The sequence below is a fragment of the Bacillus sp. MUM 13 genome (genome assembly GCF_001866725.1).
Lineage (GTDB): Bacteria > Bacillota > Bacilli > Bacillales > DSM-1321 > Peribacillus.
Map to the genome: position 1 here is coordinate 24,560 of NZ_MLYQ01000100.1, position 20,248 is coordinate 44,807.

The window sequence follows — 20,248 nt, forward strand, 5'->3', positions numbered from 1 at the left end:
AACACTGTATTTTAAGCCATTGGTAATACTGCATGCGGACATTCTTCTCAGACTATAGGTGGAGAGAAAAACCAGCGGCAGGCTATATATTAAAATTATCCTTTTTCTGTATAATTATGTTAATAAATATTAAGAAGAGGCAGGTTTAATATGAACAAAATGGCAAGTGTTTTCCGCGAAAAAAATTTCACAAAGCTATTCTTAGCCGCCTTTACATCACAAATGGGCGGTACGATTGGCCTTACTGCGTTTATGTTTTATCTGCTTCACCGCTACTCAAATCAGCCGGTATATGCGACGATAACGGAGCTGATGTTTTCTCTGCCTGCATTGGCAGTTTTCTTCATGGTAGGTGTTGCAGCTGACCGCCTGGACCGCCAAAAGGTAGCGCTTTATTGTGACTGGATATGTGCAGGGTTATCTCTCCTGTTTATTCTTTCATTAATTATTCAATGGATTCCGCTTACTTTCGCCCTTTTGTTTTTAAGAAGTGCAGTCCGGAATTTTTTCTCCCCCGCAGAATCGGCGATTATACAAGGCATATTAACACCGGAAGATTATACGACAGCTGCCGGGCTGAACCAGATGGTTTCAAGTTTGTTCATGCTGTTTGGATCTGGACTTGGAATTTTCTGCTATTGGCACTTTGGCATCCGCGGTGCCATCCTGATTGATGTGCTTGGTTTCATTATAAGCGGGTTTTTAATAAAGTCCTGCAGGTTAAGCAAGGAAGTGCGCCTTCCGAATGGAAACCATTCATTGAAGGATTTGAATTTCTCCTTTGTATTGAGTGACTTTAAAGTCGGAATCTTTTACATTCTTAAAAACAAGCTGCTGGCAAGCCTGATTTGCGGGTTCATCGTTTTTGGAATTATCAATGGAGCCTTTTCAGTCATGCAGGTATTCATATTAAAGTACAAGTTGGAGCCTAGCCATTATGAAGAGTATAGCATCGTCCTCGGAATTGTCTTTGGTGCAGGAGTGCTTGCCGGCAGTGTAATGGCTTCCATGCTTGCACAGAAGATGAAGCTTTATAAAATGCTTGTGCTCGGTTTGCTGCTTTCTGGGATAGCAACGGCATGGGGGGCAGTGGTTCCTTCCACAATGCTGTATTTAATCAGTTCTGGAGCGGTCGCCCTATCTCTTCCAATGATTAACGTAGCGATTGGAGGATGGATGCCAAGGATTGTTGATCCCAAAATGATGGGGCGGGTACAGGGCTGGGTCAATCCCCTGATGATGATGTCCCAATCGGGTACCTTGCTTTTGATTGCAGGCTTTTATCCTAAATATATTACAGTTGAATCTTTATTTTGGCTTGTCGGATCCTGCCTGTTCTTTGTTGGTATATTCTATAGCATCATCCTGCCGAGGTTCATTAAGAAAAATGCTCCATTACAAACGGGAGTACATGCCTGAAGAGTTTCCGTTTCCTGAATAAGGAAATGGATTTTTTTAACGCAAAAAAAATGTTTGCAACAGCAGCAAAATGAGATTGTAAACAGCGGAATATAGGCAGAATGATTATGTTCGCGGAAACTCCCCCGCCATTTTGATCAATTGCCAGTAAAAGTCCGGCTCGTTCAGCATAATCATAAAGAAATGAGTACGGGGCTTTATATAATGGCCTTTATTTCATTGATTAGCTGCAGCTGGCGGAGGTTATTTATCACGGTTTCTGTTATGTCCAGTTTTTTCATGGCAGGCAGCTCGATAAGGTCATCCATGCAGTCCTCATTTTTAAACCAGTCAAGCATCGGAATAATCGGGAGCTGTTCATCCGGCCATGCATCCGTTAAGCTGGGGCTGTGAATTTTGCCTTGCTGCTTATTTTTCCCGAATATATAGGGCCAATAATCCGCTCTTGATCCTGTATGAGGGATTGACTTTGAAAAGTGATAAATTCCTTTATGAATTTCAGGATGCTGAAAGAGGATTGCGTACAGCTTCTTGCCAGTCATAATTCGATGGGACAAATCGGCAAAGCGTTTTACTGTGAGGCCGGTCAGGGAGCTTGGTGCCGTTTTTTTATAGGAAAATGGAAAAATGACTGTAGTGAAACCTAAAAATTCCTGGAGCTGAAAATCAATTCTCTTTAGAACTTCTCCATGGCTGGTACGCTTTAATATGCGATCTTCAAGCATCCTTTGTTCATTTATTATCATGGCAGCAGTGAGCAGGGGAGGATTTTTCTCTGCCGCGAACATTTCCCAGATTGGATGCATAAATCGGGAAATATGAAAGATGTTTAGAAGCTTCCTGAGCTTAAAGGGTTTTTCTTTATAGATTTCATATAACAGGAGCTGCGGATAGGCATCTGAAAAGATGGCTGCATTTGCATGCTCTAAAAAGCGGAAGAATATTTGCTGATCATCCTTGCCGAAAAGATGGTTCATGCTCTCCCCTTTTAAATCTGTCATATGATATCCGCCGTTTCTGGATACCAAATGGGCAAGCAGGGACCAATGGAGTTCCGGATTTTTTTCATAGCAATCAAGATAAGCGTTCGTTCGGGTCAGGTTATTCCGATTCGCTTGTTTGGTTTCTTCCCGTACCTTGCTTACAATTGCTGTTTCGTGAGGCAGGAGGCCTTTATCGATTTCTGCAGGAAAAGCCAATTCTTTTTTTATAAGAGTGTTTAACACAGTGAATGTCTGGGGGTTCAGCAGGTTTTTTGAGGCTTCATTTTTTTTCTGGGCTGAAGCCATGATATAATTCAAAAGTGTCTTTATCGGAAAAATATAAATTCCCCCTTAAAATTAACGCATGATGCAATATATGTGAAATGCAAAATGAAAGGTCCAAAATGGCGTCCGTCGGCATAGTAATATTTTTAAGAGATGATAATTAATATCCAAGTAAATAAATAAGATAACTTATTGACATATTTTCCTGTTGTGTTATTATTCTTAATAATCAAACTTATCTAGAGAGACTGAGGGAATTGGCCCGATGATGTCCGGCAACCTGCATAGCATGCAAGGTGCTAACTCCAACAAAATGTGATGCATTTTGGGAGATAAGGTATATGTTTATATGACATTGCCAAAATCTTTCCAAAGCGGAAGATTTTTTTTTATAAAAATCTCTGCTCACAAATGAATAAAAATAGCTGACTAGACAACTAGAGGCGGTATTAGCGGGTTTTTGTTAATGCTGCCTTTTTTTATTCAAAAATCAGGAATGAACAATAAAAGGAGGCTGTTTATGGGCAATAGTATATTGGTGTATCAGAATTTTGATGAACATGCCCCTGTTGATTTTCCAGCAGGCAGCGAAACGAAAGGAGCTCTTGAAGTTTTAGATTGGGCCTATAAAACCTATGCTGATGAATTGGTATATGCCTGCAGTTTCGGAATAGAAGGTATTGTTATGATCGATTTGATTTCAAAGATAACGGATAGGGCAAAAATTGTTTTCTTAGATACCGGCCTGCATTTCAAGGAAACGTATCAATTAATTGAAAGGGTAAGTGAAAGGTACCCGAATCTGCAGATTGAAATGAAGAAGCCTGAACTGACGCTTGCAGAACAGGCAGAACAATATGGACCTGAATTATGGAAAAGGGAGCCTGATAAATGCTGCGAACTCAGAAAAATCATTCCCTTGAATGAAGTCCTTTCTATGCCGCTTGCCTGGATTTCTGGTCTGAGGCGGGAACAATCCCCATCCAGAGGTAATACCGAGTACTTTAATAAAGACAATAAGTTCAAATCTGTTAAGATTTGTCCGCTTATTCATTGGACATGGAAGGATGTTTGGCGGTATGCCCATAAAAATGATCTGCAATATAACATTTTGCATGATAAAGGCTATCCAAGCATTGGCTGTGAAACGTGTACGGCCGCTGCTGTGAATGAAGATGACCTGAGGTCAGGAAGATGGTCAGCTACCGGGAAAACGGAGTGCGGGCTTCATACTTCATAAAAAAAATTAAAAAAGAGCCACAAAAATAGAACACAAGAAAACATGGGAGGCCAGAAAACGTGACACTAAGCAAACCGCATGGAGGAACACTTATCAATAAGTGGAATCCCCATTATGAGACAGCACATATAAAAAAAGAAATAGAGCTTGATGCTATTTCATTAAGTGATCTTGAATTGATTGGAACCGGGGGCTTCAGCCCGATTGAGGGATTTTTGGCACAAAAGGATTATGATTCCGTGGTTGAAAATATGCGGCTTTTGAGTGGAGCGGTATGGAGCATTCCTATTACTCTTCCCGCCTCCAGGGAAGCAGCACAAAGCCTGTCAATAGGTGAAGAAGCAAGGCTGGTCCATGATGGCATCACGTACGGAACCATAATTATCGCTGATATTTATGAACCTGATAAAAGCAAAGAAGCAAGCAGTGTCTATGGAACTGGGAGCATCGAACACCCGGGGGTACAAAAGCTTTACAGCAGGGGGGACATGTATATAGGCGGAGAAATAAAGCTGACTAAAAGAGTCGAGAGGAAGGGCTTCAGGAATTTTTACAGAGATCCGGAAGAAACCAGAAAAATTTTTTCTGACAAGGGCTGGAATACAATAGTAGGCTTCCAGACAAGAAATCCGGTCCACCGTGCCCATGAATATATCCAAAAAACGGCACTGGAAATTGTAGATGGATTGCTGCTTAATCCTCTGGTAGGGGAGACGAAGTCAGATGATATCCCTGCAGACATCAGGATGGAGAGCTATCAGGTGCTCCTTGAAAACTACTATCCAAAAGACAGAGTATTTCTGTCCGTTTTTCCGGCAGCGATGCGCTATGCAGGACCAAGAGAAGCGATATTTCATGCAATGGTCCGCAAAAATTATGGCTGCACGCATTTCATAGTTGGCCGCGATCATGCAGGTGTCGGCAATTATTACGGCACATATGATGCCCAGAAAATCTTTTCGAATTTTACAGAACAAGAGCTTGGAATTACCCTCTTATTCTTTGAACATAGCTTTTATTGCAGCAAGTGCAAAAACATGGCCTCTGCCAAAACCTGTCCGCATAACTCAGAGCATCATGTTATTTTATCAGGCACAAAAGTACGGGAAATGCTTCGGAACGGAGAAATTCCTCCGGCTGAATTCAGCCGCAGGGAAGTCATCGAAGTACTGATTAAAGGGATGAAAAAGGATGAAGTGCAGGTTTGATTAGAAAAAGGGGGACACGGTTTTGGAGACAGGTTTAAATATTACATGGCATGAATTATCATTATCAAAGGAATTCAGAAGAGTGCAAAATGCGCATCATAGCTTTGTCATTTGGTTCACAGGGCTTTCTGGTTCAGGCAAATCAACGATAGCAAATGAACTGGCAAATGCTTTGTACAAAAATGGAATCGGCAATTATGTTCTCGATGGTGACAATATCCGTCATGGACTGAATAAGGATTTAGGGTTTACTGACAGTGACAGAAAGGAAAATATCCGCCGTATTGGAGAAGTTTCAAGACTTTTCGTCGACAGCGGCCAGGTCGTTTTGACTGCTTTCATTTCTCCTTTCCAGGAGGACCGCGATACAGTCAGAAACCTGCTTGAAAATAACGAATTTATTGAGGTATACGTCAGGTGCCCGGTTGAAGAATGTGAAAGCCGTGATCCTAAAGGACTGTATCGGAAAGCCCGGAGCGGTCTGATCAAGAATTTTACCGGCATAGATTCTCCCTACGAGGAACCGCAAAATCCAGAAATCATTCTTGAAACAGAACGTTATTCCATCGAAGAATGTGTCAGCCAGCTACTGCACTATTTAACTAGCAGAAATTTTATTTAAGCAGGGGGGAACGGGACATGGGTTACGAAAAAAATTGGCAGGATCATCCTAAACTAAATAAAACAGAAATCAAGAAGCTTGAAAAAGATGGCCTCAGGATTTTTGAAGATATTCCTTTTTATGCTGAAAACGGATTTGAATCAATTCCAAAGGAACAATGGGATATGTTTAAGTGGGCTGGCCTTTATTTGCAGAGGCCTAAAGAGGATGGCTACTTTATGATGCGGGTCGTTATCCCATCAGGCATCCTGACTAACGAACAGGCAGAAACGCTGGCCCTTATTGCCAGGGATTACGGACGCGGGGTATATGATATTACAACAAGGCAGGCCGTGCAGTTTCACTGGCTGACCATCGATCAAATACCCGATATTTTCAGCCGCCTTGAAAAAGCAGGCTTGACGACAGCGGGGGCATGCGGGGATATCACCCGGAATATTGTAGGAAGTCCGCTTGCCGGGATAGATGCTGAAGAATTATTTGATACAAGAGAATCGGTCAATGAACTTTTTCATTATTTCAGCAAGAATGAAGATTTTTCTAATTTGCCAAGAAAATTCAAAATTTCTGTCTCAGCCAATCTTTATAATGCATCCAATTCCGAAATCAACGATGTTTCCTTTGTGCCGGCGTATAAGGAAGTGAATGGTGCAAGAATCGAGGGCTTCCATGTGAAAGTTGGCGGGGGACTATCAGCCGTTCCGAAGCTTGCGGAAACACTGGATATATTTATCACTCCAGATCAGACACTGAAGGTGGCCATTGCCGTCACAACGATTTTCAGGGACTATGGATACAGAGAAAAACGGCACCATTCACGCCTGAAATTTCTAGTTGCCGACTGGGGTCCGGAGAAATTCAAGGAAAAGCTGCTTGAGTATACTGGACCTCTTCAGGAAAAAGGGGAAGATGCTTCAAAAGGCTGGAATGCAGGTTACTTTTATGGTGTCCACAAGCAAAAACAGGAAGGGCTGAACTATGCCGGGATTCATATTCCTGTAGGCCGGCTGACACCTGATGAGGTTTTGGAACTTGCCCGCATTTCAAGAAAATACGGCAACGGGGAAATCAGAAACTGCAACTCGCAGAATCTGATCATACCAAATATACCTGATGAAAGTGTAGAATCATTTTTAAAAGAAGCGATTTTTGAAAAGTTCCCGGTGTCTCCAAAAAAAATACTGGGTTATGCGGTTTCTTGCACGGGAATCGAATATTGCAATCTCGCATTGGTAGAAACGAAGGAAAGAATGCGACGTGTGGCAGAAGCTCTGGATGAGGAGCTCCAACTCGATGTTCCTGTAAGGATTCATATGGTAGGCTGTCCAAATTCATGCGGCCAAAGGCAAATAGCTGAAATTGGCCTTCAAGGAATCAAAATGAAAAATAAAGATAAGGTTATGGTGGAAGCCTTTGAAATTTACGTAGGAGGCACATTGCATAAAGGCGGCAAGTTCAATGAAAAGCTGAAAGGCAAGATTGCAGCGGAGCAGCTGAAGCATGTTTTAAAAGACCTTTTGGTATTTTTCCATGAAACAAAAATCCCTGGAGAAACTTTCTTTGAATATGTCGAAAGAACGGGGACTGGCAAGCTTCAGGAAAGGCTCGATACATACCTGGAGAGCGTGGCAGTCTAGAAATTGGCAGGTGGGAATATGAACTTATATCGTTTTGAGGTTACAGCAGATAAAGAAGTGATTCATGTCATTATTGCCGCAGAAAATGATGAAGCAGCATTTGAAATGGTTGACATAGAATTGGAAAAACATTATTTAAGGCTTCCAGTTATTGATGATATTTCTCTTCATGAAAAAAAGAAAATCAGAAAAGGAGCGGGTTTTGTTTTATCGGGACAGTGATGCTCACCCGAAACAGGAGGCAGATAAAATGCTTCGTTAACTGGCCATCAATGGGGAATGTGTAAAGCACCTGCCCATGGAAGTTTTTTTAGTTTTGCAGAGAAAGGGTGAGTATTATGGGAAAGGTTTACCTGACTGGCGCGGGTCCAGGAGATCCAGATTTAATTACCGTGAAGGGCTTAAGGTCCATCCAGGAAGCGGATGTGATTTTGTATGATCGCCTGGTCAATGAGGAGCTGCTGAAAAACGCAAAGCCTGGAGCAGAATTGATATACTGCGGCAAGCTTCCAGATTTTCATTTGATGCAGCAGGAAACAATTAACCGGTTTCTTGTGAAATATGCCAAAAAAGGGAATGTGGTTACAAGACTTAAAGGAGGAGATCCTTTTGTATTCGGCAGAGGCGGGGAAGAAGCGGAAGCACTCGCCATGAACGGGATTCCATTTGAAATTATACCCGGCATCACAGCCGGAATTGCTGCTCCTGCCTATGCCGGGATTCCAGTAACGCACCGTGACTATGGCTCATCCTTCGCTTTTATTACCGGCCATAAAAAAAATGGAGAAAAAGATACCTATAAATGGGAAGCACTCGCTAAGGGCATCGATACTCTTGCAGTTTATATGGGAGTGAAAAATATTCAATACATCCAGAAAAAGCTGCTTGAGCATGGGAAAAATCCGGAAACGCCTGTAGCCTTTATCCACTGGGGAACCTTTCAGGAACAAAGAACTGTAGTAACCACTCTTTGCAAAGCTTCAGAAACGGCGGCAAAAGAAAAGGTAGTTAACCCCTCTTTGATCATTATTGGTGAAGTCGTAAAAATGAGAAAGAAAATAAGCTGGTTTGAGCAGCTTACATTCAGTGAAAGCCTGCTTGTGAGTGAGGGCTTTTAAATGGAAGCAATTCTTTACATCTGCCATGGAAGCAGGGTGGAAAAGGCCCGCATGGAGGCAGTTTCATTTATTAAGGAGTGCATTAATCAGCATCCGGCAGCGATACAGGAATATGGCTTTCTTGAGCTTGCTGAACCTTCTATTGAACAGGCATTCGCGAACTGTGTCAAAAGAGGGGCAAAAAAAATCATTGTACTTCCGGTTTTGCTGTTGGCGGCTATGCATGCGAAGGAAGATATCCCGAACGAACTTAAAAGAATCCAGAAGCGTTTTCCTTTTATAGAGATTAAATATGGTGCTCCTATTGGGGCTCATGATTATATGATTGATATTTTGAAAGAGCGGATAGCAGAAACAGGGCAAACAGACATTGAAAATTCCATTGTTCTGCTTGTGGGGAGGGGAAGCAGCGATCCCGGTGTTAAGAGGGATTTGACCTCCATAGCAGATCGGCTGAAGATAAAAACCGGTTTTCCCGCAGTGGAAGTCTGCTTTTTAACAGCGGCTTCCCCGGGACTGGAGGAAGGGCTTGAGATTGCAGGAAAAAGCAGCTACAAGAATGTCCTGATCATACCTTATCTTCTGTTCACGGGCATATTGATGAAGACCATCCAAAAATCTATCAGCACCCTATCGCGGGAAGCCGGAAAGCAGTTTATCCTTTGCAATTATCTCGGATATCATCCGAGGATTGGGGATATCCTGCAGCAGCGGGCAGCAGAGCTTTCGGAAGGAGCCTCACATGTTTCCAGTCATGATTAATGTATCCGGCAAGGAATGTGTGATTATAGGCGGAGGCGAAATAGCTTATCGTAAAGTGCTGCCACTTGTTTCAGAAGGCGCCATAGTAACAGTAATAAGCCCCGGGCTGTGCGATGACATGAAAGAGTTGTTGAGCAGGGGGAAAATAAAGGTGCTGCACAAGGAAGCAGTAAAGGAAGATTATTATCATGCCTTCTTGTTGGTGGCTGCTACAAATTCTAAAATCCTAAATGAAGAAATCCTTTCGAACGCTCAGGAAAATCAGCTTGTCTCGTCTGTAAGCGATCATGAACTTGGCAATTTCCATATCCCTGCTTCTATCCATCGGGGGAGGCTTACGATTGGTATATCAACAAGCGGAGCAAGTCCTCATCTTGCTAAAAAAATAAAAAAAGACCTGCTGGACAGATTTGATGAATCCTATATTGAATATACGGATTTTCTGTGGAAAGCGCGCAAGAAAATTAATCAAAGCGAATTGGGACATAAGGAAAAATCGGAGCTGCTCCTAAGAATAACAGATGAAGAATATAGACATTCCGAACTGAATAGGAAGGATTTTATGGAGCTCTTAGTGAGAAAATGAGGGGAAGTTATCAAAGAAAAACCAATTATTAAGGTAGGAAAAGGAGGTATAATATGAAGAAACTTCTGATTTTGGCGTTTATCGGATTGCTTGCACAGTTAATAGACGGATCGTTAGGGATGGCATATGGAGTAACTTCGTCTTCTCTTCTATTGGCATTTGGCATCACTCCTGCAGTCGCTTCAGCATCAGTTCATTTCTCAGAGGTTGTCACCACTGCAGCTTCCGGAATATCACATATCCGTTTTGGAAATGTAGACAAAAAAATGGTTTTTCGCCTTATCATTCCTGGATCGATTGGGGCATTTACTGGCGCCTGTTTCTTAAGCAACCTGCCTGGAGATGCTGTAAAACCTTACGTTTCGACTTTTTTATTGATCCTAGGAGCCTATATCATCATACGTTTTCTGTTTCTGTTCAAGCCATCAGAAGACAGGGAATTGCCTCCTTTGCCCTATAAGCAATCCATCCCCCTCGGTTTGATTGCCGGTTTTGCCGACGCAACAGGAGGAGGCGGCTGGGGGCCAATCTCCACGCCAATCCTTCTTTCCAAAAAAGGAATGACTGCCCGCAAAGTAATTGGAACTGTTGATACCAGTGAATTTGCTGTTTCTATTTCGGCAACATTGGGCTTTATTATTTCACTGGGCTGGAATCAGGTCAATTGGCTATGGGTTGGTGCTTTAATGCTTGGAGGCATTTTTGCTGCGCCGATTGCTGCCTGGCTGGTCAGAGTTATTCCAGCACAGCTGATGGGAGTCTTCGTTGGAGGCTTCATCATAATTTTGAATGCAAGAACCCTTTTGAATACCTGGCTGCCGAACTATTCCAGCCATTATCCTTCCATTTATACTGGTTTTATCATTCTATGGGCGGGAGCTTTAATCATATCCATCAGAAAATTGATGACCTTTAATAAAAATAATGTCAGCAGCACGAATTAGAAAAACGAGTCCGAAACCGGGCTCTTTTTTTTATCCTCAAAAGACAAAATGGAATTTTTTACGAAAGTTGGCAGGATACAGAGTAGCAATGCGCGAAAATAACAGATGAATTGCATCTTCAGAAGATTAAGGAGGCCAAACAATGAATCAATTAAATAATGTAATCTCACTTAGATTTTATAATGAAAGATATAGGAGTGAAATAGAACGTTTTTATTTGGATGGGGAGCAGCACCAATTTACAGCATTGCCAGCAGAGGCCTTGCAAGTATGCGAAACTGACCATGAAAGATACCCGGTTATGATCATGGATGGCTGCACCCCAGCCGGATTTTTCGTGCTTCATGAAAAGGAAGGGGTCAAACAGTACAGTAAAAATCAGGATAGCATTTTGCTTCGGGCCTATTCAATTAACACGCCGCATCAGGGCAAAGGAATAGCCAAAGCGTCAATTAAGCTATTACCATCCTTTATAAAGGAAAACTTCCCTGATAAAAATGAAATTGTTCTGGCTGTAAATCACAGCAATCATGCTGCCCAGCATGTTTATAAAGCATGCGGTTTCGAAGATAGAGGAAATCGGGTGATGGGAAAAAAAGGGGAACAATTCATCTTGTATATGGATTTGTAATTTTAAACAGGCTTGAAAAAGGGAGGCTATGCCCCCCTCGGCCAGCTGTTTACTCCTTCAGAGAATTAAGAGCTCGTACACTTCATTCAGCTGCCCTGCTCTTTCGCTGTCTCCCTCTTGTTCGGAATAATCAATTGCTTCTTTAAGTACCTTATTCAAATAATCTCCTTCTGAACTTGATAAATCCCTGACGAATGCTTCTTCATTCTTATAGTTGTTTTTCACAAGTTTATGGTAAAGAATCTTTCCTGCATGGTCACTATCTGTATGGCCGGACAAAATTTCTCTTAGATATCCTAGGGTTTGATCCATTGATACTCCTCCTTCTGCTTCATGTTATTGTGTTTAATTAATGCAAATACATACATGACTTTTTTAGCAGACTTTCTGTTTTATAATTTACTGAAATTTCTATATGTTAAAATAAATAAAAAACACCTGGAGGGAAAAATGGAGTTTACCATCAGACAGGAAGTAATGTTAAAAGCCATCGCGGATGCGGGCAAGGCGGTTTCCGTTTCTTCTGTTCATCCTATAATAACCGGAATAAAAATATCTGCCGGACAGAAAGGCCTTACTCTCATAAGCAGCGATTTTGATATTTTCATCTCAAGATTCATCAATCAGACAATCGAGGTGCTGGAGATAGTGGAAATAGGAGAAATTATTGTGCCATTCAAACATTTTTCTGAGCTGTTCAAGAGATTGCCCAAAGGTCAAGTTTGGATCAAGAGTGATGGATTATCAATTGTTTTAAAAGCAGGTGATATAGAAGTGAAATGGAAGGGAATGAATGCTGGCGACTTTCCGGAGTTGCCGGAGATGGACCCGGATTATTCTATATCCATGGAAGAAAAAGTGCTTGCCCGGCTTTTTAAACAAACAAAGTTTGCTGCAGCCAATCAAATTAGAAACCCTGTTCTCGCAGGAGTGAACCTGATATTTAAAGATGGTTTTCTATATTGTGCAGCTACCAATTCCCACAGATTGGCACTGACGAAAATTAAAATAAATGAACAGCAAATTGAAGGCTCATATATTATCCCAGGAACCAGTGTACATGAACTGTTAAAGCTGCTGGGGCGTGAAGACAGGATAATCATCATCCATATTTCACAGCAGTATATCAGGTTTGAAGCAGGCGGGCTCATGGTATATACAAGACTTATTGCAGGGAGATTCCCGGATGTGCATCAGCTGGTTCCAGATCATCCTGAAACAGAAATTGCACTGAATGCGAAGCTGCTCTTGATGGGTATCGAGAGGTCTTATTTCCTGTCTTCAGATTCGCATAACCATAATGTTAAGCTGGAAGTTAAGGGACCATCGAGTTTGATGCTATCCGCAGCCGGTCCTCAGCTGGGAGAAATCATCGAAAAACAGCCATTGCTTGGCAGCAGCGGGATATGCAGGCTGAAAATAACAATGGATGGAAAGTACCTGCTTGATGCATTAAAAGAAATTGAAGAAGAAAATGTGAAGTTCTGTTTTTACGGAAATCTGAAACCGATAGTCATCCGCCCTCTGGAAAATGATACATACTTACATGTTATCTCTCAAATCTGCGATTATTGAGCATACACTGTTTTTGAAGCAGAAAAGGTACAATGCAAATTAGGTAAAGGTGGATGGGGCACATTGTCCATATGAGAGGAAGGAATATAAAATGTTTAAAGAGCTGGAAACAGAACGGCTTGTGCTTAGAGAAATAAAGGAAAGTGATGCAAATGATATGTTTGCCAGCTTTTCAAGAGACGATGTTACAAAATTTTATGGGCAGGACAGCATGAGGGAAATAGAACAAGCCAGAAAACTCATTGAATTTTTTGCAGAAAGCAGGAGAAATAAACGGGGAATACGCTGGGGCATCCAGCGGAAGGGTCAGAATGGACTTATTGGCTCCATAGGATTTAACAATATGGCCCTGCCGCATAAAAGAGCAGAAATCGGATATGAAATCCATCCTGATTTCTGGAGGATGGGTTTTGCTAAAGAAGCTATAGAGGCGGTCCTTTCGTATGGCTTCTTCCATATGAAGTTTAATAGAATCGGGGCGATTGTTTACATAGAAAATGAGGCCTCCAACAGGCTATTACAGAAGCTCGGTTTTGAAAAGGAAGGTGTATTGAAGGAATATATGCATCAAAACAGCCGTTTTTATGATGTTACTATGTACGGTTTATTGAAAGCTCAATATGAAGAAATCGGGAAGGCTCAGCATGAGAAAAACAAAATGGGATTAGACCGGTAAAACTACTCAAATACATCACATCATTCCTTTGGAATACGGAGGAACTAACGCATTCGGTAATCTTTTCCCTCTTCCAGTGAAACTGCATTCTAGACTTGTTTCCCCTTGGTGGCATAATTACAAATAAGGAGAATGTATATGGCATTTATCGAACAAACTTTAACAGGTCTGAAAAATCGGTTAGATGAAAAATTTAGTATGATTGTATCAAGACCAGAAGGGGAAAACGGACAAGTTGTTTGTTCCTTTAACGAACCAGCTACTATGGAACAAATTAGAGAATTTGAAATGGATACAAATTGGATTTTACCGAAGGATTTTATAGAGTTTTTGCTTCTTCATAATGGGTGTACGATTTTTGATACTCTTGATGAAGGGGAAAATATAGGTGGAGGGCTTGAAATCTATTCTTTAGAAGAAATTAAAAGTACCTATGAAGATTTACAGACTGACGAGGCGTTTATACCTATAGGGTCTGTTCTGGAACATTTTTTAGTTATCAGTATAAAAAGACTTAACGAACAGAATCCAAATTATTTAATGATCTCCTCTATACCAGCTGAAGAGTTATTTGAGCCATTAGAATTAAACTTTGAATTGTTTTTGGATCGTTATATTGTGTCCCAGGGTGATAATTTCTGGAGTTGGCCGGTTTATACAGCGGAGAACTATTATGATTTAAAATAGATTAAATAGAGAAAAACACGGATTGATTTCGTTTTGCTAATTACGAACCAATACTATTTTTTTAAAATTCGTAATTTCACCTTGTTTCCAATCACAGTTTTTGCTTTAAATAATCCATTTTCATTACTCAAATTCATTACTCCTTTGTTTCATAATACTTGTCTTTTGCCTTCTTTAAATATATATTAAACGATATTTACGAAAAGAGCCTTTCTTAAAATGGAAATAGGTTTTCGTTCGGCTGCAGTATTTTATGTTTCATGATTATTTTGACATCAAATTGATAGGGGAAGAAGCGGGAAACAAACAAGCTTTACACAGCGTTTGTTCCAATAGCTTAGAGTATACGGCAGAGGGTGAAGGAGATTATTAAACAGGATTATGGGGGATAAAGAAAGTAGACCCATAGATAGGCAGAAAGTAAATTTTGCATGCTGCAGAAATCAAGATTAAATGAAGGAAGGGACTTTCATGGATTATAAAAATAAGACCGTTATTGTCACTGGAGCTGCCAGCGGTATTGGCCGAGGAATTGCGATAGCTTATGGGCGTAAGGGAGCAAATGTTGTCATTGCTGATGTAGAAGAAGCTAGGGGTGAGGAAACAGCTGAAGAAATCCGCCGAAATGGCGGGAAAGCCAGATTCATTAAAACAGATGTGCGTAAAGAAAGTGAAATCGCCAGCATGATGGAGGAAGCGAAAAAAACTTATCAATCCATCGATATTTTAATCAATAATGCCGGAAAAGCTGTGTTTAAATCTCTTTATGAACTATCCATAGAAGAGTGGGATGATGTTATAAATACTAACCTGCGGAGTGTGTTTTTGGCATCACGCGAGGCATCCAAATATTTTAGGGAAAATGAGCATGGAGGATCTATTGTAAATTTAGCCTCCACCCGTGCTACTATGTCGGAGCCGGATTCAGAAGCATATGCAGCAACAAAAGGAGGAATAGTGGCTTTGACACATGCTCTTGCTGCATCACTCAGTGAATTCAAGATCACTGTGAATGCCATTTCCCCGGGATGGATAGAGACAGGAGATTATTCAAGGCTCCGCGGCAAAGACCATGAACAGCATTTTTCCGGGCGTGTTGGAAAGCCGGACGATATAGCACGGGCCTGCTTGTATCTGACAGCTCATGAAAATAACTTTGTTACAGGAATTAACATGGTGATAGATGGAGGAATGACAAGGAAGATGATTTACGAGGAGTGAAAAAGGAAAGTATGCTGGCGGGAATGGATTTGCCTAAAACCTTTATTGATAATGTGATTTCTTCTCATGGGGAGAAAGGGCGAAAGTGGCTGGCAGACCTTGATGGCTTATTGCAGGAATGTGAACGGCGCTGGTCCCTGAAAATGACCGGGATTTTTGATTTATCATATAACTATGTGGCATCTGCTGAATTTAAGAACGGAAAGGAGGCAGTTGTAAAGCTGGCCGTGCCGGGTGGTGAGTTTATCAGTGAACTGCAGGCTCTTCAATACCTGAGGGGTCCTTATATAGCTGAGCTGCTGGATTATGACGGAGACATGGGCCTTCTGATTCTGGAAAAAATCACACCCGGTGTTTCCTTAGCAGCCATTTGTATGGATGATGAACAAAAGACTGAAATTGCAGCGGCTCTCCTTAAACAGCTTTGGAGAGCCGCTGAGCCAGTTCGGAAGGTAAATTCTGTGAGGGACAGAGAAAAGGAATTGATCATGGAGAGCAAGAAGCATAGTGATGGTTTAGGAGATATTTCTGCAGAAACTATTAAGGAAGCTTTAAAGGTTTTTGCTTATATGAATACAACGGCGGGAGAATTATATTATCTTCATGGTGATCTGCATCATGGGAATATATTGAAGAGAGAAAACGGAAGCTGGGCGGCAATTGATCCAAAAGGGCTTGCTGGAGAAAGGGAATATGATACCATTCAGTTTCTGATCAATGAACTGCCGTCAGTTAATGCTGAATACACCATCAGGAAAAGGATAGATATATTTGCAGAAAAGCTGAACTTGAACAGGGATAGAATCTTATTATGGGGATTCTGCCATGCTGTGCTGGCTTCCTGCTGGTCCATAGGCAGTTCGGGAATCCCGGAAGATGGATTTATACGCAGTGCAGGGGTTTTTCAGAATCTGATCAGAGAAAATGGTATTTCCTTTGAAAATACCATTTAAAAGCCGCCGGACTAATCCATCTTTTTGGATTTCCGGTTTTTATACCCCTCCTCAAAACCCAATTCCTTATTAAGCAAAAGTTCCATTTCCCTTAATTCTGCTTCATTTACAGCCGGATCAGGATAGGACCATTGAACATTATAAATAAAGTAGTAATTTCTGATTCTGCGGAATATCACAGAAGAATTAGGATAGATGTCAAAGCTTGTCTTTATCGTATTCCTCCTGAGGTATGACCATTTAAGCAGCTTCAATCTTATTCCTCCTGTTAGGCAATATATACACATATACCCTTTAAAACATGTACAAAAACAAAAGGACAGCATCCTGAAAATGAGCTGTCCTCTTGTTTTATCAGTGTTCTTTATTGGATCAGGAGCCCGGACTCTTGACAATAATTCACAGCAGGATTGCAGGCAAGCTGCGCCTGCATCTTCAATCTCCATCCAAAAGGTTGAATAATCCTTTAGCGATGCTCCCTTCATCTTTTGTGCCGCCATTATGCGGCATAGCAGCAAATACACGGCTTGCGAGCCTGCTGAAGGGAAGAGATTGAATCCAGACAGCTCCTGGACCTTGCATTGTTGCCAAAAACAAACCTTCTCCTCCAAATAATGCTGTTTTAACACCTTTCACCATTTCAATGCTATAGCTGACATCTGATGTCATGGCAACAAGGCAGCCGGTATCGACCCGAAGCGTTTCGCCTTCCTGCAATTCCTTTTTCTGAATGGTTCCGCCGGCATGGACGAACGCCATTCCATCTCCCTCAAGCTTTTGCATAATAAAGCCTTCTCCGCCAAAGAAACCTGTTCCCAGTTTTTTCTGAAATTCGATGCCTACAGAAACCCCCTTGGCAGCAGCTAAAAAGGCATCCTTCTGGCAAATGATCTTTCCGCCTAGCTCGCTCAAATCCATTGGGATAATCTTTCCTGGATATGGTGAAGCAAATGAAACGTGTTTTTTCTCTGTGCCCTCATTGGTAAAGGCAGTCATGAACAGGCTTTCTCCAGTCAGCATTCTTTTGCCTGCACTGAAAAGCTTGCCCATTAATCCAGTTGTTCCAGCTCCGTCGCCAAAGATGGTTTCCATGGCTATACGGTCATCCATCATCATAAAGCTCCCAGCCTCAGCTACCACTGTTTCCTCGGGATCTAACTCCACTTCAACAAATTGCATATCGTCTCCATAGATCCTGTAATCAATTTTGTGATTATTCAAATAAAAACCTCCATTCCATTAGTTGAGTTATTTCTTTATTGTAAGATAAAAACAATCATTCTTCTATTACAATTCCATTATACTGGCAAATGTAAACCTGACGCCTGTTTGGAATGGCTTGTGTTTTGGTAAAACTCTTAAATTAATGGAATACTATCTGTCAATCTTAAAGAATATGGTAAAATGAATATCAGCAAGTTTTTCAAATATCTGTAAAGGAAGATGAGTTTTTTGAAAAAAAATCCTGTTTTTGACGAAGTGCTATCCTGGATTAAATCGGCGCTGATCGCTCTTATAATTGTAGTTATTTGCCGCACATATATTTTTACCCCAACATTGGTAAAGGGAGAATCCATGATGCCCAATCTGCAGGATGGAAACTGTCTGATCATCAGTAAAATCGGTGAGCCTAAGCGATTTGATGAAGTAGTGTTTCATGCAACAGACTCAAAGGAAGATTATATAAAAAGGGTAATCGGCCTGCCTGGAGACACTGTGGAGATGAAAAACGATACGTTATATGTTAATGGAATTGTCTATAAAGAACCATATCTTAATCTGGGAAAGAAAAAACTTCCTTTTAAAGAGAAATATACAGGCGATTTTACTCTTAAAGAAATAACTGGACGGACAAAGGTTCCAAAGGATTCGCTTTTTGTGCTTGGGGATAATCGGCCAATCAGCAATGATAGCCGGATCTTCGGCTTTATTCCCCAAAAGTCTGTAATTGGGAAGGTGAAATTGCAGGTGTGGCCGTTAAATGAAATAGGAATCCCGAAATAATACCCTTGTACTTGAGCTTCTGCAGGGAAAAAGGCAGAGGTAAGGAGTATAATGGATATAGAAGGGGTGATTAGTATGCTAGTAAATGAAATTATGATTAAAAATGTGTTTACTGCACATCCTGAACAAACCATTAAAGAGTTGTTAACCATCATGATTGAAAATAAAATCGGGGGAGTTCCTGTAATAGATGAAAACGGGAAACTTCTTGGAATGATCAGTGATGGAGATATCCTAAGGTATATCTCCCCAAGGAAGCAGACCATCCATGATTACTTCCTGCACATCACCGTCATTCCTGATGTAACCTTGAGCACAGCTGTAAAAACCAGCTTGCAGCAGCCTGTCTCCCGGCTTTTGAAAAATAGAAAAATTGTCACACTCTCCGAGGATGATGACCTGAGCAAAGCTGTATCCCTGATATCAAAGCACCATTTCAAGAAGATACCTGTCGTTGACACCGAAAACAGAGTGGTCGGGGTCGTAAGCCGGGGAGATGCCATACGTATGATTTATAAAGATATTATTGAAAAAATATAAATCATGGCCAAGACAGATTTTTCAGTGTCTTGGCTATTTTTTCGTTTTACTGCCGTGCCGAAGAGATATTACATTACGTTCTGTTTTTGAAAGGCTGTTTTCGTAAACTTTATTGCTACCTGAACAGGGGCTGATTTCCGCTCCAGGATGCCCGCTTTCCGCGGGGGAGTGCGTGCGGGGTCTCACACTCACACCTTACACTTCAATCAACCCGGTTTAACAACGGGATCGCTTTACAGAACATATTAAAAAACAACAAACTTTAATAAAAGTGCCTTTTGAAAAAAAAATAGAACTTCATACCGCAACAGAGCAGGAATTATCATAGTTATGGGGCAGCTGAATGGGAAACGGGCAAAGTTTCCGAAAGAAAGACAATCTCTCCAAAGCATTGTTTAAGCTGTTCCCATTTTTCCGGATAAAGTTCAGTAAATCGTTCAATGACAGAGAAAGAGTAGATGACGAGAATATCCAGGCTGTTTATGCCGGACTTTTGGAAATCATAAAGCAGTGCATGTGGAATGGTGTAGTAGCTATAAACCTGGTAAGGATTCAATTTAAATTCCTTGATACAATTTTCCTTGATATAAGCAGCAGTAAGTATTTTTTGTATGTCGAAGAATTCTTCTTTTGTTGCTGTACTGTGAGAGCAGTTTGGGTTAATGAGTGAAAGGCCCCGCATAGTTCACCTGGTTTCCATTTTTACCTTCATCTTCGGCAAAAATTATTCGATATATACCAGCTTAGTTTCAGGTGGAATGAATCGCTGAATGCAACATAAATTAGATTGTGCAAGTTCATCTTTACAAGCAAGGTTAGAGGCTCTTGCGTTTAGAATAATTTGAATAGTATAAAAATGTAATTGACAATAACTTCTAATTGCGGTAACCTTACAAATATCTTGAATTTTAAAAGGGAGGCGAACGTTATGATTTTAGCAGATGTGAAAGATAACATTCTACAGTCCAAACATCAGATTCATACCGCAGCCTTGCAGCATTCAGCCTGGGTTAAGTCAGGGGAAGCTTAATTACCGCTTGAGTTTCAAGCGCAGGCTGCGTTTTGATGCAGCATGCGCTTTATATATGGGTTCATCTCAGTTAATGGGGTGGAAAACATAAAAAGCCTCCGCATGTTTGCGGAGGCTTTTTATGTTT

23 protein-coding genes and 1 riboswitch are annotated in these 20,248 nt (G+C 41.2%); of the genes, 18 read left to right on the forward strand and 5 right to left on the reverse strand.

Translation table 11 applies throughout. From position 1 onward, the window contains the following. Positions 1-150 precede the first annotated feature (150 nt). Positions 151-1,419 carry an MFS transporter gene (locus tag BIV59_RS19330; protein ID WP_071353091.1) on the forward strand — a complete coding sequence of 423 codons (1,269 nt, stop codon included), beginning with the start codon at positions 151-153 and terminating at the stop codon, positions 1,417-1,419. Positions 1,420-1,616: 197 nt separating this feature from the next. Here the strand turns inward: BIV59_RS19330 and BIV59_RS19335 are convergent, their stop codons facing one another. Next, positions 1,617-2,708 carry a DUF2515 family protein gene (locus BIV59_RS19335; RefSeq protein WP_139194420.1) on the reverse strand — a complete coding sequence of 364 codons (1,092 nt, stop codon included), beginning with the start codon at positions 2,706-2,708 and terminating at the stop codon, positions 1,617-1,619. Between the two features lie 211 nt (positions 2,709-2,919). Next, positions 2,920-3,026, forward strand: a riboswitch (SAM riboswitch). 181 nt (positions 3,027-3,207) lie between these two features. Here BIV59_RS19335 and BIV59_RS19340 point away from each other — a divergent pair. From BIV59_RS19340 to BIV59_RS19385, 10 genes are all read left to right on the forward strand, one after another. Beyond that, a complete protein-coding gene (locus BIV59_RS19340; RefSeq protein ID WP_083392264.1) occupies positions 3,208-3,927 on the forward strand; it encodes a phosphoadenylyl-sulfate reductase in 720 nt (239 codons plus the stop codon). A 59-nt stretch (positions 3,928-3,986) separates the two neighbouring features. After that, complete coding sequence (gene sat, locus BIV59_RS19345) at positions 3,987-5,135, forward strand: sulfate adenylyltransferase (RefSeq protein WP_071353092.1); 1,149 nt, start codon at positions 3,987-3,989, stop codon at positions 5,133-5,135. 22 nt (positions 5,136-5,157) lie between these two features. Next, on the forward strand, positions 5,158-5,757 hold the full coding sequence (gene cysC, locus BIV59_RS19350; RefSeq protein WP_071353093.1) for an adenylyl-sulfate kinase: 600 nt from the start codon (positions 5,158-5,160) through the stop codon (positions 5,755-5,757). A 17-nt stretch (positions 5,758-5,774) separates the two neighbouring features. Then, positions 5,775-7,394 carry a nitrite/sulfite reductase gene (locus tag BIV59_RS19355; protein ID WP_071353094.1) on the forward strand — a complete coding sequence of 540 codons (1,620 nt, stop codon included), beginning with the start codon at positions 5,775-5,777 and terminating at the stop codon, positions 7,392-7,394. Positions 7,395-7,412: 18 nt separating this feature from the next. Beyond that, on the forward strand, positions 7,413-7,616 hold the full coding sequence (locus tag BIV59_RS19360; RefSeq protein WP_071353095.1) for a DUF3906 family protein: 204 nt from the start codon (positions 7,413-7,415) through the stop codon (positions 7,614-7,616). A gap of 116 nt (positions 7,617-7,732) precedes the next feature. Then, entirely contained in the window at positions 7,733-8,512 is a 780-nt protein-coding gene (cobA, locus tag BIV59_RS19365) for a uroporphyrinogen-III C-methyltransferase (RefSeq protein WP_071353096.1), read from the forward strand. Beyond that, positions 8,513-9,274, forward strand: coding sequence for a sirohydrochlorin chelatase (locus BIV59_RS19370; protein WP_071353097.1), 762 nt, complete (start codon positions 8,513-8,515; stop codon positions 9,272-9,274). Next, the gene (locus BIV59_RS19375; protein ID WP_071353117.1) at positions 9,255-9,860 is read left to right on the forward strand and encodes an NAD(P)-dependent oxidoreductase; all 606 of its coding nucleotides are present in this window, start codon (positions 9,255-9,257) and stop codon (positions 9,858-9,860) included. Before BIV59_RS19370 ends, BIV59_RS19375 begins: the two co-directional genes overlap by 20 nt. Positions 9,861-9,913: 53 nt before the next feature. After that, positions 9,914-10,804 (forward strand): sulfite exporter TauE/SafE family protein, encoded by an 891-nt coding sequence (locus BIV59_RS19380; protein ID WP_071353098.1) that lies wholly within the window; start codon positions 9,914-9,916, stop codon positions 10,802-10,804. A 142-nt stretch (positions 10,805-10,946) separates the two neighbouring features. Next, positions 10,947-11,435 (forward strand): GNAT family N-acetyltransferase, encoded by a 489-nt coding sequence (locus BIV59_RS19385; RefSeq protein WP_071353099.1) that lies wholly within the window; start codon positions 10,947-10,949, stop codon positions 11,433-11,435. 57 nt (positions 11,436-11,492) lie between these two features. Here BIV59_RS19385 and BIV59_RS19390 read toward each other — a convergent pair whose 3' ends face one another. Beyond that, the gene (locus BIV59_RS19390) at positions 11,493-11,747 is read right to left on the reverse strand and encodes a sigma-G-dependent sporulation-specific acid-soluble spore protein CsgA (RefSeq protein ID WP_071353100.1); all 255 of its coding nucleotides are present in this window, start codon (positions 11,745-11,747) and stop codon (positions 11,493-11,495) included. Positions 11,748-11,885: 138 nt separating this feature from the next. Here BIV59_RS19390 and dnaN point away from each other — a divergent pair, with 138 nt between their 5' ends. The 5 genes from dnaN to BIV59_RS19415 all read left to right on the forward strand — a co-directional run bounded on the left by dnaN (position 11,886) and on the right by BIV59_RS19415 (position 16,547). Then, positions 11,886-13,010: a DNA polymerase III subunit beta gene (gene dnaN, locus BIV59_RS19395; protein WP_071353101.1), complete on the forward strand. Its 1,125-nt coding sequence runs from the start codon at positions 11,886-11,888 to the stop codon at positions 13,008-13,010. 91 nt (positions 13,011-13,101) lie between these two features. Then, positions 13,102-13,686, forward strand: a complete 585-nt coding sequence (locus BIV59_RS19400) for a GNAT family N-acetyltransferase (protein WP_071353102.1) — start codon at positions 13,102-13,104, stop codon at positions 13,684-13,686. A 138-nt stretch (positions 13,687-13,824) separates the two neighbouring features. Further along, positions 13,825-14,373 carry an SMI1/KNR4 family protein gene (locus BIV59_RS19405; protein WP_170846198.1) on the forward strand — a complete coding sequence of 183 codons (549 nt, stop codon included), beginning with the start codon at positions 13,825-13,827 and terminating at the stop codon, positions 14,371-14,373. A gap of 471 nt (positions 14,374-14,844) precedes the next feature. After that, complete coding sequence (locus tag BIV59_RS19410; RefSeq protein ID WP_071353104.1) at positions 14,845-15,594, forward strand: glucose 1-dehydrogenase; 750 nt, start codon at positions 14,845-14,847, stop codon at positions 15,592-15,594. Next, positions 15,591-16,547 carry an aminoglycoside phosphotransferase family protein gene (locus BIV59_RS19415; protein WP_083392266.1) on the forward strand — a complete coding sequence of 319 codons (957 nt, stop codon included), beginning with the start codon at positions 15,591-15,593 and terminating at the stop codon, positions 16,545-16,547. Before BIV59_RS19410 ends, BIV59_RS19415 begins: the two co-directional genes overlap by 4 nt. An 11-nt stretch (positions 16,548-16,558) precedes the next feature. On the opposite strand, the gene BIV59_RS19420 is transcribed toward BIV59_RS19415, so the two are convergent. Further along, on the reverse strand, positions 16,559-16,801 hold the full coding sequence (locus BIV59_RS19420; RefSeq protein ID WP_071353105.1) for a hypothetical protein: 243 nt from the start codon (positions 16,799-16,801) through the stop codon (positions 16,559-16,561). Positions 16,802-16,982: 181 nt separating this feature from the next. Continuing rightward, complete coding sequence (locus BIV59_RS19425) at positions 16,983-17,768, reverse strand: TIGR00266 family protein (protein WP_071353106.1); 786 nt, start codon at positions 17,766-17,768, stop codon at positions 16,983-16,985. A 222-nt stretch (positions 17,769-17,990) separates the two neighbouring features. On the opposite strand from BIV59_RS19425, the gene lepB reads away from it, so the two are divergent. Together lepB and BIV59_RS19435 are read left to right on the forward strand one after the other, a co-directional pair. Continuing rightward, positions 17,991-18,551 (forward strand): signal peptidase I, encoded by a 561-nt coding sequence (gene lepB / locus BIV59_RS19430; RefSeq protein WP_071353107.1) that lies wholly within the window; start codon positions 17,991-17,993, stop codon positions 18,549-18,551. Positions 18,552-18,626: 75 nt separating this feature from the next. Next, a complete protein-coding gene (locus BIV59_RS19435) occupies positions 18,627-19,091 on the forward strand; it encodes a CBS domain-containing protein (RefSeq protein ID WP_071353108.1) in 465 nt (154 codons plus the stop codon). Positions 19,092-19,419: 328 nt separating this feature from the next. Here the strand turns inward: BIV59_RS19435 and BIV59_RS19440 are convergent, their stop codons facing one another. After that, positions 19,420-19,773, reverse strand: a complete 354-nt coding sequence (locus BIV59_RS19440) for a hypothetical protein (RefSeq protein WP_071353109.1) — start codon at positions 19,771-19,773, stop codon at positions 19,420-19,422. Between the last annotated feature and the right edge of the window lie 475 nt (positions 19,774-20,248).

Coding starts and splice junctions, on each gene's coding strand:
- BIV59_RS19330 (WP_071353091.1), top strand. CDS start 151: ATGAACAAAATGGCAAGTGTTTTCCGCGAAAAAAATTTCACAAAGCTA.
- BIV59_RS19335 (WP_139194420.1), bottom strand. CDS start 2,708: ATGGCTTCAGCCCAGAAAAAAAATGAAGCCTCAAAAAACCTGCTGAAC.
- BIV59_RS19340 (WP_083392264.1), top strand. CDS start 3,208: ATGGGCAATAGTATATTGGTGTATCAGAATTTTGATGAACATGCCCCT.
- BIV59_RS19355 (WP_071353094.1), top strand. CDS start 5,775: ATGGGTTACGAAAAAAATTGGCAGGATCATCCTAAACTAAATAAAACA.
- BIV59_RS19360 (WP_071353095.1), top strand. CDS start 7,413: ATGAACTTATATCGTTTTGAGGTTACAGCAGATAAAGAAGTGATTCAT.
- cobA (WP_071353096.1), top strand. CDS start 7,733: ATGGGAAAGGTTTACCTGACTGGCGCGGGTCCAGGAGATCCAGATTTA.
- BIV59_RS19370 (WP_071353097.1), top strand. CDS start 8,513: ATGGAAGCAATTCTTTACATCTGCCATGGAAGCAGGGTGGAAAAGGCC.
- BIV59_RS19375 (WP_071353117.1), top strand. CDS start 9,255: ATGTTTCCAGTCATGATTAATGTATCCGGCAAGGAATGTGTGATTATA.
- BIV59_RS19380 (WP_071353098.1), top strand. CDS start 9,914: ATGAAGAAACTTCTGATTTTGGCGTTTATCGGATTGCTTGCACAGTTA.
- BIV59_RS19385 (WP_071353099.1), top strand. CDS start 10,947: ATGAATCAATTAAATAATGTAATCTCACTTAGATTTTATAATGAAAGA.
- BIV59_RS19390 (WP_071353100.1), bottom strand. CDS start 11,747: ATGGATCAAACCCTAGGATATCTAAGAGAAATTTTGTCCGGCCATACA.
- dnaN (WP_071353101.1), top strand. CDS start 11,886: ATGGAGTTTACCATCAGACAGGAAGTAATGTTAAAAGCCATCGCGGAT.
- BIV59_RS19400 (WP_071353102.1), top strand. CDS start 13,102: ATGTTTAAAGAGCTGGAAACAGAACGGCTTGTGCTTAGAGAAATAAAG.
- BIV59_RS19405 (WP_170846198.1), top strand. CDS start 13,825: ATGGCATTTATCGAACAAACTTTAACAGGTCTGAAAAATCGGTTAGAT.
- BIV59_RS19410 (WP_071353104.1), top strand. CDS start 14,845: ATGGATTATAAAAATAAGACCGTTATTGTCACTGGAGCTGCCAGCGGT.
- lepB (WP_071353107.1), top strand. CDS start 17,991: ATGAGTTTTTTGAAAAAAAATCCTGTTTTTGACGAAGTGCTATCCTGG.
- BIV59_RS19435 (WP_071353108.1), top strand. CDS start 18,627: ATGCTAGTAAATGAAATTATGATTAAAAATGTGTTTACTGCACATCCT.
- BIV59_RS19440 (WP_071353109.1), bottom strand. CDS start 19,773: ATGCGGGGCCTTTCACTCATTAACCCAAACTGCTCTCACAGTACAGCA.